At 57.6% G+C, this 10,094-nt stretch carries 11 protein-coding genes, 1 tRNA gene and 1 pseudogene; 9 read left to right on the top strand and 4 right to left on the bottom strand.

Annotated features, from left to right (window positions below):
- The 4 genes and pseudogenes from ACVW0C_RS13965 to ACVW0C_RS13950 form a co-directional block, all read right to left on the bottom strand.
- A pseudogene (locus ACVW0C_RS13965) lies at positions 1-290 on the bottom strand (hypothetical protein); the annotation flags it as partial.
- Positions 291-338: 48 nt separating this feature from the next.
- Positions 339-845, bottom strand: coding sequence for a pentapeptide repeat-containing protein (locus ACVW0C_RS13960; RefSeq protein WP_011430277.1), 507 nt, complete (start codon positions 843-845; stop codon positions 339-341).
- A gap of 158 nt (positions 846-1,003) precedes the next feature.
- The gene (locus ACVW0C_RS13955) at positions 1,004-3,076 is read right to left on the bottom strand and encodes a hypothetical protein (RefSeq protein ID WP_457386004.1); all 2,073 of its coding nucleotides are present in this window, start codon (positions 3,074-3,076) and stop codon (positions 1,004-1,006) included.
- 254 nt (positions 3,077-3,330) lie between these two features.
- Positions 3,331-5,577: a hypothetical protein gene (locus tag ACVW0C_RS13950; RefSeq protein WP_457386002.1), complete on the bottom strand. Its 2,247-nt coding sequence runs from the start codon at positions 5,575-5,577 to the stop codon at positions 3,331-3,333.
- A gap of 555 nt (positions 5,578-6,132) precedes the next feature.
- Here ACVW0C_RS13950 and ACVW0C_RS13945 point away from each other — a divergent pair.
- The 9 genes from ACVW0C_RS13945 to ACVW0C_RS13905 form a co-directional block, all read left to right on the top strand.
- Positions 6,133-6,432: a ferredoxin gene (locus tag ACVW0C_RS13945; protein ID WP_011433206.1), complete on the top strand. Its 300-nt coding sequence runs from the start codon at positions 6,133-6,135 to the stop codon at positions 6,430-6,432.
- Between the two features lie 177 nt (positions 6,433-6,609).
- Positions 6,610-6,927 carry a hypothetical protein gene (locus tag ACVW0C_RS13940; protein ID WP_414342508.1) on the top strand — a complete coding sequence of 106 codons (318 nt, stop codon included), beginning with the start codon at positions 6,610-6,612 and terminating at the stop codon, positions 6,925-6,927.
- 113 nt (positions 6,928-7,040) lie between these two features.
- Entirely contained in the window at positions 7,041-7,679 is a 639-nt protein-coding gene (locus ACVW0C_RS13935; protein ID WP_457386000.1) for a Uma2 family endonuclease, read from the top strand.
- Positions 7,670-7,742 (top strand) — tRNA-Ala (locus tag ACVW0C_RS13930). The genes ACVW0C_RS13935 and ACVW0C_RS13930 overlap by 10 nt, the downstream gene beginning before the upstream one ends.
- Positions 7,743-7,844: 102 nt before the next feature.
- Positions 7,845-8,183 carry a hypothetical protein gene (locus ACVW0C_RS13925; protein WP_457385998.1) on the top strand — a complete coding sequence of 113 codons (339 nt, stop codon included), beginning with the start codon at positions 7,845-7,847 and terminating at the stop codon, positions 8,181-8,183.
- 106 nt (positions 8,184-8,289) lie between these two features.
- Positions 8,290-8,670 (top strand): hypothetical protein, encoded by a 381-nt coding sequence (locus ACVW0C_RS13920; RefSeq protein ID WP_457385996.1) that lies wholly within the window; start codon positions 8,290-8,292, stop codon positions 8,668-8,670.
- A 107-nt stretch (positions 8,671-8,777) separates the two neighbouring features.
- Entirely contained in the window at positions 8,778-9,053 is a 276-nt protein-coding gene (locus tag ACVW0C_RS13915; RefSeq protein ID WP_011433211.1) for a hypothetical protein, read from the top strand.
- Between the two features lie 107 nt (positions 9,054-9,160).
- A complete protein-coding gene (locus tag ACVW0C_RS13910; RefSeq protein ID WP_457385995.1) occupies positions 9,161-9,457 on the top strand; it encodes a hypothetical protein in 297 nt (98 codons plus the stop codon).
- Positions 9,458-9,713: 256 nt separating this feature from the next.
- The coding region (locus ACVW0C_RS13905) for a helix-turn-helix domain-containing protein (protein WP_457385993.1) at positions 9,714-10,094 on the top strand (381 nt) is incomplete at its 3' end.

Raw genomic sequence — 10,094 nt, 5'->3', positions numbered from 1 at the left:
ACAGTAACTGTGGAAACACGCCCAATGGCCTCTGCGTTCTGACCAATGGCTGCAAAGGCTTGCCCAATGGCCTCTGTGTTCTGGGCGGTGGCTGCAAAAAGACGCTCGATGGCCTCTGCGTTCTGGACAGTAACTGTGGAAACACGCCCAATGGCCTCTGTGTTCTGGGCGGTGGCTGCAAAAAGACGCTCGATGGCTTCTGTATTCCGGGCAGTGGCCTGGGCAGTGGCCAGGGTCTGCTGGGCCAGGACTTCCAAGATGGCCTCCACCCGCTCCAACCGCTCCGACATGGGGTTCCCTACACCGGCTTAGGATCCCATTCTAGCCGGATCCCTGGCCTACCAGCGGCAGGGGCCGCGCTCCCCATCGGGGCAGATGGTCTCCCCGTCCGTCAGCGCCCCCTCCAGCTTGGCCCCTTTGAGAATTGCCCCCCTGAGGTTGGCCCGCCGCAGATCCGCCTCCTGCAAATTGGCCCCTGTCAAGTCGGCCTCAGCCAGGCTGGAGTCGGGAAACCTGGCTTTCTGCAAGTTGGCCCGCCGCAACTTGGCCCCGTTGAAAGCGGTGTTTTCCACATAGGCCCCCGCCAAATTGGCCCCCGACAGATCCGCCTGCAGGAAGACTCCCCCCTGCACCAGCGCCTCGCCCAGATCAGCGCCGGCCAGCTTGGCGTTAGCGAGCACCACCCCAATCAACTGGCAGCCGGAGAGATTCTTGCCCTTGGCCGCCAATACCTCCTCCGCCGTTACCTGGCGGGCATTGACACATAGAGAAGGGCCCCGCGCCCTGCCGGAACAGGCTGCCAGCGCCAGTCCTACCCCCAACAGCCAGACAATCCTTTTGGCCATACTCACCTTTTCCTGCAAGCTGGTGCTAGCCTACCACAATTCCTCTCTCGCCGTTGCAGCCCGACTTCCCGGAAAGGGGCAAGGGAATGCAGAGCACCGGGGCCTACAAAAAAGCCCCCCTGGGGGGCAGGGGGGGAAACAGCTTCCAGCGTCAGTTACTATTGAACTGGTCCTCCCGAAGCAAAGGTTCCGAAAAAGGTGTTCTTGCTAAGAGCATCAAAGAAGAGGTTACTGTTACCGGTAAGTGCAACTGAGTTAGTACCGTAGCCAATGAAGGTGTTACCTTCAACAGTGGATTTGCTCGCCCCAAGTTGGACTACGATACCTTTGGCATTCGAGCCACTCGGGGGGCTATTAACCTTGATGGTGGAGCCGGTAATAGAGGATCCGGGAGCATTGAGAATGATACCTTTACTGGCTTGCCCGTGCGAGTTTTCAGTCATATCCACCGTCAAGTCCGTAACAGTCAGAACCCACTGGCCATTGATCAAAGTGATAGCGTTGCTACCAGCGCCAGTCTGAACTCTGCCACCGACAATGCTGAGGTTGGCATTGGCATTATTCTTAATGCCAGTGTTACCAGAATCACTAGCCGCCACAGTAAGCTCCACACCCTTAAGGGTATGGGAGCCAGCTCCCGCAACCTCCACGCAGGTAACAGAAGCCCCATTACTCCCACACATGAACTCCACACTGGCTAGCCCAGCCGTTGGATGAGTGATTTCTACTGACGTTCCATTAGTAGTGCGGTTGGAGTCAATTTTGATATCCTGCAGCTTGTAGCCCTTGTTCAGGGTCAGTTTATTATCCCCCAGAACCAACTTAAACGTCTTCGGGAATGGAGCTTGCAGCACCGTTACCGAGCCGGCCACCAAAGCCGGTGTGCTAATGCTATTATTAACAGTCTCTGAAAGACTGGTTCCACTTCCCAAAATAGTAACCACCACGTCATTGCCCGCGATGGCCACCGCCGCCACTTGCGAACCTGTAGATTGGCTACCGTTCAAAGCGTTCTGAACAAACTTCCAAGGCTTGGCCGCTGTGCCCGGGAAGGCGTCGTTCCCATTCGTAGGATCGATGAAGAAAGTCGTATTTGAGGCGGGGGTAATGGTTACCGGCAGGTTGAACTTACCCAACGACCCCGCATCCAAGAGAACCGATTGCGCTCCTGGAACGGCCCCCAGTCCAGCGCTCACCAAAACCGTCTTGTCGCTGCTGAAGTTGATCGGCGCAAAAGCCAGGGTCGCTGGGGTAGCTGTAATGCCGCTAGAAGGCGTCACCGTTACCGTCACCGGCACTATCGGGTCTTTGGCCAGCTTGACCTTAAACGACCCTGCCCCATTGGCAGGAATGCTCAGGCTGGCAGGATCCACCACAAGGTTGGTCGATTGGTCAACCGTAACATTGACCACTCCATCCGCATAGCCCGGAGCAGAGAACTTGACGGTGCCAGTCGTGCCTGGGGTCGCCGTGCTGCTCACCGTCACCGTGCCGCCGAAAACAGTGGGAGTAAAAGTCAGGGTCGCTGGGGTAGCTGTAATGCCGCTAGAAGGCGTCACCGTTACCGTCACATTCCCTAGTGGCGCACTGGGCAACGCCACCGTCACGCTTTGGCTGGAGCCGCTCGGCAGCTTCAAATCGTCAGGGGTGAGCAGGAATGTTTTGATCGTCGGCGTGGGCGTCGGGGTCGGTGTTGGTGGAGTCTTGAAGAAGGTATCCAACTGCGCTTGAGTAACGCTTACCCCCGGAATCTTCAGGGTGCCGGATACAAAAGCGTTGACCTTGGCCGCGTCTACACCCACAGTGGACACGGCAAACAAAATGGCGGCATCCTCGCAGTTGACAACTCCGTTGCCGTTGAAGTCGGAGATGGCCGGCTGGAGAGGGTCACCTAGCCCGGTGACATCGCTGGCCGTAATCGGCCCTGCTTTAAGCGTGTTGTTGACAAAACCTACGATCTTGGCAGCGTCGCCGGTGTTGAGGCTGCAGGCGGCAAAAAGGACTGCTGCGTCCTTGCTGCTAACCGAGGTTTTCACCCCGTCGTAGTAGAAGGAGAGGCCCTCGGCAACGGGAGCAGCGGTTTCGGGAACTTGAGCCGAGATGGTGGAAGGAACCTGCGTAACGGTAGGCGTGTCGGCAGAGCAAGCGGCTACCACCCCGGTTAGAGAAGAAGCCAGCGCCAAGGAGGCCAGCGTGGAACGCAAGCTGTGCTTGAGGTTGCGGTTAGACATCATCAATCTCCAAGAAGAAAGGCTCTACAACTGGTTGAAGCCTTGGCAAGCGCAGCTCAACTCACTACAGGGAAACCCACAAAGGCCTAGCTGCTGGTATTATACCCATGCAGAAGCCAAAAAGTACAACAGGGAAACCAATCGAACGAAGAGATGCGCAAGCCAAGCGAGATGGAAAAAGCGACCTGCCACCACCAAGCAACTTTTCAGTCAGCCCAACGGAAGCAGGCCGCTGTCGCAAAGCTAGCCAAAGGCTAGTTCACCGGAATGGCAGGCCCGAAGTTGAAGTAGGTGGTGCTGCCGGGGTTGGTGGTGTTGTCAAAGGTGTTGATGGTAGTACCCTCGACCGTGATGGCCGATGGCGAAGAAATGGCAGGAGTCACCCGAATCTGGCCACCAAAGGGGATGGTAAATGGCCCTGGGAAGGTAGCCTCGTTTTCAGATACGGAGGTGGAAGTGGCAATAACGGGGGAACCTCCTGCTCCTGTCACCGTTACTATAGCACCAGCAGGCAGGCCTGGGATAGTGATCCTCACACCGGCAGGCGTAGGCGTAGGCGTGGGAGTAGGCGTTGCCGGTGGCGCGCCTCCACCCTGGAACTGCAGACCGGCCCCTGGGCCGAAGCCCACTGCCAAGCAGAGGGCATCCGACACCCCGCCAAAGACAGTAGAGGCGAAAGGAGCTGTTGGCGTGCTATCCAAGAAGTTCAGAAGGCTGCCCGGGGCTCCCGCCAAGCCTTCTTGGCGACCGCACATGGCAATGCCAGGGATGGGCGTGGGCGTGATGGTGTTGTTGAAGAAAGCCTTGAGAATGGTGCCTTCTCCGCCCAGCGCCCCTGCCGCGGTTGGCGTGAGGTTAAGATCAGGACGAGCGTAGACGGCCAGAGTGGCCTGCGGCGGCAGGTTGAAGGTGTTGCCCGTCACCGAAGCTGTGGCAAAAGGAGCCAGAGTTCCCGGTGCCTGAGTCTGCCGATCCACAATGGCCGCAATGAAGTTCGGGCTGCCGATGGAAGGCTCAAAGCGGTTCTCGCGAATGGTTACCCCGTTTGGCTCAGCCGACACCACATGTACGCCAGCAACGGTGAAGCCGTTCAGCAGGTTTCCGTAAACCTCCGCCTGCGAGAGGTCGCAGACTTGCACAGAGACGTAGGGACCCGCCGGAGCCGCCGGCGTAGGAGGCCGCGTGAAATCGTTGAAGGAGACTTTTACGTTGCGGGTGGTGAGGTTGGCTGCGTCACACTCGCCAATGGCTACTTGGTAAGCTGTAGCCGGCCCAGCAGCGTCCGGATCTGGGGAAGTGCCAGTAATCCGGAAGCCGTTGCCCCTCGTTCCGCCCAACGTGGCATCAGCGGCCAGGATCTTGACCGAACGCACCGTGCTCGTGCCGTCAATGGAGTTCAAGGTCAAGCCAGGCCTGTCGGCGGGCAGAAGGATTTCTTCCTCGGCCACAAAAGATCCGGGGCCAGCCGTTACCGTTGGGTTGGGACCGGCCACTTCGTCAATCGCGCGGGTGATGGAGAGGTAAACGTTGCTGGTGTTGCTGTTAAACACCAAGTCCCTGTTTCTAGCAACGATGTCACGGCGCTCCACGGCATTGAGGCCGCTGCCTCGCTCGTCGCGGATGGCATAGACGTTGGCCCTCGCAGTTGTGGGGGTGATGGCGTTGCCGGCAAAGGTTACCAAGCTCAGCCCGGTCACTGCAGGCTCGATAAAGATGCCAGCCGAGCCCGCACCCACACCCTGCGGCACCTGCGGCACCAAGTTAATCAACTCAGGTCGCACGCCATTGGAAGCTGCAGCGTAGCCCAAGAAGATGTTGTTGGTCTCCACCCGCAGGTTGATGCCTGCGTTGTCGCCGGCAATGCGAATACCCGCTGAGTTAGCTGCGCCAGCCACAAAGAGGTTGGAGCGGGTTACTGTCAGGTTCTTAGAGGTGACGCCAGCAGCAGCTGAGCCAAAGCCAATGGCTACCCCACGGGAAGCTGGAGTGGTTACTGTGGGGGAGAGAACGATGTCAACGCCCGTAACGGTAACTTCAGTGGCGTCCTCGGCATTGATACCGTACTCGATGGCCGCCAGGGAGCGGGTGTTGAGAATGCTGAAGTTCTCCAGGACAACGCCAGCGGCATTGCTGGTCACCTGTACCGGAGCGCCCGTTTCCGCACCAACCACAACCGCGTCGTCCACCAGACCCGTAGCGCCACGTACCGTCACGTTGCTGCGGTTAATCACAATGTTCTGGCGATAGACACCCGGCTGCAGAACGATGGTCAAAGGCTGCGTCCGGTCAGAAGTGGCAATGATGCGACTGATATCGCTCTCAGGCGTAACAACCACCCTGCCTGCTGGGGCTGGAGTGGGAGTTGGGGTAGGAGCTGGAGTCGGAGTTGGAGCCGGCGGCGGAGGTGGAGGAGGTGGAGGAGGCACAGGCACCACAGAGCTGGTACTGTCTTCGCCACAGCCTGTCAAGATCACGGGCAGAAGCACCACGGCAGACGCCAAGGTTAGAGAACCAAGTGACTTCAACAGCCACTTATGCGTTTTTCCGTTCATTTTTCTCCTCTTAACCAAAAAAGTAGGGTTCGGCTGAACACTTCCCTTAACTTACCCGATCAACCAGCCCGAAGCAACTGAGAAGGCTAAGGGCTTGATACTCGGATGGGAGACGCACACACGCCTGTGTCAGCGGTTGCTCTGGTTACTCCGTAAATCATACAGTCAGATCCGCCCAACTTGGCAAGTCTTGCCATTTTTTTTCCAGGTGCAACCCAGGAGCTACAGGATCCCTGCCAAGTCCAAGTTGAACAGAGAGGATTGCGGAAGAATGACCGGTGGGATCTGCGGCAGTTCTGCCATCGGAGCCGAGGTTCACCCTTCATGCAGACGCTGCGGGCTAACAGCCCTCTTGAGCAGCCAGAACCCTTACCCGGCAAGCTTTCCCGGATCCACCTGCAAAAAACCGGAAGATTTGCCTATTTCCTCACAAAAGGGTGCTTGATCTGGGGCAGAAGGGTGGCAGGATGAGGAGTGGATGTTTTTTCTGGAGACCCAACCAGGATGGCTACCTATAAGGTCACTCTGATCAACGAGGAGCAAGGCTTGAACGTCACCATCGATGTGCCGGACGATGAGTACATTTTGGACGTGGCGGAAGAGCAAGGGATCGAGCTGCCCTATTCCTGCCGCGCCGGTGCCTGTTCGACCTGTGCCGGCAAGCTGGTGAGCGGCACGGTGGATCAAAGCGATCAGTCCTTCCTGGACGATGATCAGATCGAGCAGGGCTATGTGCTGACCTGTGTGGCTTACCCTACTTCCGACTGCACCATCATCACCCACCAAGAAGAAGCCCTTTACTGATCGAGCTTGAATTTCCGTCCTCACCCCCGGCCCCTCTTTATTAAAGAGAGAGGGGTTTTTGTTTTGGGTGGCCCAAGCGCTCCGCGCCGCTGACACAGCCACCCCCAGCCCCTCTCCCAGGGCAAGAGGGGAGATTCAGGGTGGTAGGGTTTCCTTATTCTGCAACACCCGACAACCATGACGCCTGAGCAAGAGCAGTGGCTGATTCAAGCCATCCAAGAGTTACAAGCCTCCCAAAGAGAATTGCAGGCTGCCCAGCAGGAGCTGCGCCTTGTCCAACAAAACCAGCAGCTCCTCATTCAAGAGCTGCGGGAGGGACAGGCAATGCTGGCGCAGTTCTTTCGCGAGTCAATGGATCGGTTTGACGAGCGCACCCGGGCTATTGAACGGCGCACGGAAGCTCTGGAACGGCGCACCGACCAAATGGCGGAGGAGATGAGAGAGATGCGGCAAGAGATTCGGGATCTGCGCCGCGATTTTCTGGAACGGCGTTAGCTTCCATCCAACCGTGGCCCAAGCGCTCACAGCCCCGCTCCCAGGGGAAGAGAGGGGTTGTGTGAGATACAGGGCTAGCATGGCAACAGAGAAACTTTTGGCCGAGACGGTTTATGGCTTTGGCAATGGGATCCGTTTCTGCACCCTCAACAGCTCGCCTGAGGTTGGCCGAATACCTTGCTTATTCGGATGGCGGGGATACCCGCTATGAGCTGGTGGCGGGAGAGTTAGTTCCCATGGCCCTTCCAACCGGACGGCATGTGCAGATTCAAAACTTTCTCAGCCGAGTTTTCGAGGCAGAGATTGCACGGCAGCAGTTGCCCTGGACAACGATACAGGGAGGCTTGGGGATCCAGTCGCCACGGGGCAATCGGTGGGATTCGGTGCGGATTCCCGATGGGGTGGTGCTGCCTTTGGAGCAATGGCAGGAGATGGGATCCAGAGAGGCGTTGATTCGCCCGGAGGATCCGCCGCCGCTACTGGTGGTGGAGGTGGTGAGTGAGTCGAGCCGGGCAGCAGACTACCGGGCCAAGCAAGCAGAGTATTGCGTTTTGGGGATCGGCGAGTATTGGGTTGTGGATCCCTTGGAGGAGAAGGTGAGCCTGCTGCTGCTTCATGAAGGCTGGTACGATGTGCTGGAGCTGAAGGGATCCGATCCGGTATCCTCAAAGGTCTTTCCCAAGCTGGAGTTGCAGGCGGGGGAGATCTTGGCTGCGGATTCGGGTTATTCTGGTAAAGCTACGGGGAGTTAGCTCAGTTGGTAGAGCGCTGCGATCGCACCGCAGAGGTCAGGGATTCGAGTTCCCTACTCTCCATTGAGGTTTTGGATTTGGATCCCTTGCCCCCGATCCCTCTCCCAGGAGGAGAGAAGAGTTAGTGGTGGTAGGATTTCCTTATTCTGTAGTGTTTCAGTAACCATGACGCCCGAGCAAGAACAGTGGCTGATTCAAGCCATCCAAGAGTTGCAAGCCTCCCAAAGAGAGCTGCAAGCCTCCCAAAAAGAATTGCAAGCTGCCCAGCAGGAGCTGCGTCTTGTCCAGCAAAACCAGCAGGTTTTGATTCAAGAGCTGCGGGAGGGACAGGCGATGCTGGCGCAGTTCTTTCGCGAGTCAATGGATCGGTTTGACGAGCGTACTCGGGCCATCGAACGCCGCACAGAAGCACTGGAACGGCGCACCGACCAGATGGCGGCAGAGATGCGGGAGATGCGGCAAGAGATTCGGGATCTGCGCCGCGATTTTTTGGAACGACGCTAGCCCAAACGCTCCGCGCCGCTGACGCGACTCCCCCCAGCTTCTCTTCTAAGGGGAGGGGGGAGATGTAGGGTGCTAGGATTTTTTTATTCTGTACCGCCCGCCAGCTATGACACCTGAGCAAGAGGAGTGGCTGATTCGCGCCATCCAGGAGCTACAAGCTTCCCAAAAAGAACTGCAAGCTTCCCAAAGAGAGTTGCAAGCTTCCCAAAGAGAACTGCAAGCTGCCCAACAGGAGCTGCGTCTTGTCCAACAAAACCAGCAGCTTCTCATTCAAGAGCTGCGCGAAGGGCAGGCGATGCTGGCGCAGTTCTTTCGCGAGTCGATGGCTCGCTTTGACGAGCGCACCCGAGCCATTGAACGGCGCACGGAAGCTGTGGAGCGCCGCACCGAAGCTTTGGAACGGCGCACTGACGAGATGGCCCAAGAGATGCGGGAGATGCGGCAAGAGATTCGGGATCTACGCCGCGACTTTTTGGAACGGCGGTAGCTTGGGCCCAAGCGCTCTGCGTTGCTAGTGTAACCATCCCCGGATCCTTCTCCCAGGAGGAGATTTAGGGTGGTAGGATTTCCTTGTTCTGTAGCGCCTTGGTAACCATGACACCTGAGCAAGAGCAGTGGCTGATTCGGGCCGTCCAGGAGTTGCAAGCTGCCCAGCAAAACCAGCAGGTTTTGATCCAAGAGCTGCGGGAAGGGCAGGCGATGCTGGCACAGTTTTTCCGGGAGGCACTGGATCGCTTTGACGAGCGCACCCGAGCCATTGAACGGCGCACGGAAGCCCTGGAACGGCGCACCGACGAGATGGCCCAAGAGATGCGGGAGATGCGGCAGGAGATTCGGGATCTACGCCGCGACTTTTTGGAACGGCGGTAGCTTGGGCCCAAGCGCTCTGCGTTGCTAGTGTAACCATCCCCGGATCCTTCTCCCAGGAGGAGATTTAGGGTGGTAGGATTTCCTTGTTCTGTAGCGCCTTGGTAACCATGACACCTGAGCAAGAGCAGTGGCTGATTCGGGCCGTCCAGGAGTTGCAAGCTGCCCAGCAGAACCAGCAGGTTTTGATCCAAGAGCTGCGGGAAGGGCAGGCGATGCTGGCACAGTTTTTCCGGGAGGCACTGGATCGCTTTGACGAGCGCACCCGAGCCATTGAACGGCGCACGGAAGCTGTGGAGCGCCGCACCGAAGCTTTGGAACGGCGCACTGACGAGATGGCCCGAGAGATGCGGGAGATGCGGCAGGAGATTCGGGATCTGCGCCGCGACTTTTTGGAACGGCGGTAACTTGGGCCCAAGCGCTCTGCATTGCCGACGCCCTCACCCCCAGCCTCTCTCTCTCAGGGAGAGGGGAAATTGGCGGGATTTTGGGTAGGAAGGGATCCCACCTAGATTAACAAAGGAGGGGCGCGGGGAGCTATAAGTCCCGCGCTGTATGCAAAGCATCAGCGTCGGGATACATGGACTCCCCGCACTTGTCGATTCTCTCGATGGGATAAGACAAGTATTTACCAGCAGCTATAGCTTGTGGTAAACTGCCACTATGCTGACCATGAACTACACTTACCGGATCTATCCAGATGCCGCGCAGCAGGCCGAGCTGCGGTCGTGGCTTGAGACGTGCAGAGGCGTGTACAACTACGCTTTGCGCGAACTCAAAGACTGGATTGCTTCCCGTAAGTGTCCCATAGACAGATGCTCACTGGAGAAGGAATACATCATTCCTGCCGATGAGCCATTCCCGTCTTGCTATCGTCAGCAAAATAACCTACCCAAAGCAAAGAAGCAATTCCCGCATTTGGCCAAGGTGCATTCTCAGGTCTTGCAGACTACGATTCGCAGGCTGCATGATACTTGGGAGGCATTCCAGAAGCGGGGATATGGGTTTCCCCGTTTCAAGAAACAAGGCCAATTTAAGTCTTTT

This window comes from Thermostichus sp. OS-CIW-26 (genome assembly GCF_054058395.1).
Note: the sequence above shows the minus strand (reverse complement) of the source record. Positions and strands in the feature narration are given on the sequence as shown.

Coding starts and splice junctions, on each gene's coding strand:
- ACVW0C_RS13960 (WP_011430277.1), bottom strand. CDS start 845: ATGGCCAAAAGGATTGTCTGGCTGTTGGGGGTAGGACTGGCGCTGGCA.
- ACVW0C_RS13955 (WP_457386004.1), bottom strand. CDS start 3,076: ATGTCTAACCGCAACCTCAAGCACAGCTTGCGTTCCACGCTGGCCTCC.
- ACVW0C_RS13945 (WP_011433206.1), top strand. CDS start 6,133: ATGGCTACCTATAAGGTCACTCTGATCAACGAGGAGCAAGGCTTGAAC.
- ACVW0C_RS13940 (WP_414342508.1), top strand. CDS start 6,610: ATGACGCCTGAGCAAGAGCAGTGGCTGATTCAAGCCATCCAAGAGTTA.
- ACVW0C_RS13935 (WP_457386000.1), top strand. CDS start 7,041: ATGGCTTTGGCAATGGGATCCGTTTCTGCACCCTCAACAGCTCGCCTG.
- ACVW0C_RS13925 (WP_457385998.1), top strand. CDS start 7,845: ATGACGCCCGAGCAAGAACAGTGGCTGATTCAAGCCATCCAAGAGTTG.
- ACVW0C_RS13920 (WP_457385996.1), top strand. CDS start 8,290: ATGACACCTGAGCAAGAGGAGTGGCTGATTCGCGCCATCCAGGAGCTA.
- ACVW0C_RS13915 (WP_011433211.1), top strand. CDS start 8,778: ATGACACCTGAGCAAGAGCAGTGGCTGATTCGGGCCGTCCAGGAGTTG.
- ACVW0C_RS13910 (WP_457385995.1), top strand. CDS start 9,161: ATGACACCTGAGCAAGAGCAGTGGCTGATTCGGGCCGTCCAGGAGTTG.